Origin of the sequence: Halorubrum sp. SP3 (assembly GCF_005435195.1) — an archaeon.
Classification (GTDB): Archaea; Halobacteriota; Halobacteria; order Halobacteriales; family Haloferacaceae; genus Halorubrum; species Halorubrum sodomense.
On record NZ_SGTU01000661.1, the window covers coordinates 1 to 250 of the forward strand.

Consider the following 250-nt stretch of genomic DNA (forward strand, 5'->3'; position numbering starts at 1 on the left):
AGCGCGTACGCCTCGCTGAAGTACCTCGTCGTCGGCACCGTCGGCGCCTCGCTGTACCTGCTCGGCGTCGGCTACGTCTTCCTCGCGACGGGGACGCTCAACATGCTCGACGTCCAGGCGCAGATCGTCGCGCAGGCCGGCTACGGCGACCCGCTGGTCCGCGCGAGCTACGCGTTCATCGTGACGGGGCTGGCGCTGAAGATCGCCATCTTCCCGGTCCACTCCTGGCAGCCGGACGCCTACCAGCGGG

At 69.6% G+C, this 250-nt stretch carries 1 protein-coding gene; it reads left to right on the plus strand.

Annotated features, from left to right (window positions below):
- Positions 1 to 250 (plus strand): proton-conducting transporter membrane subunit (locus EXE42_RS17875; RefSeq protein ID WP_275938248.1); only part of this gene is annotated, 250 nt, incomplete at both ends.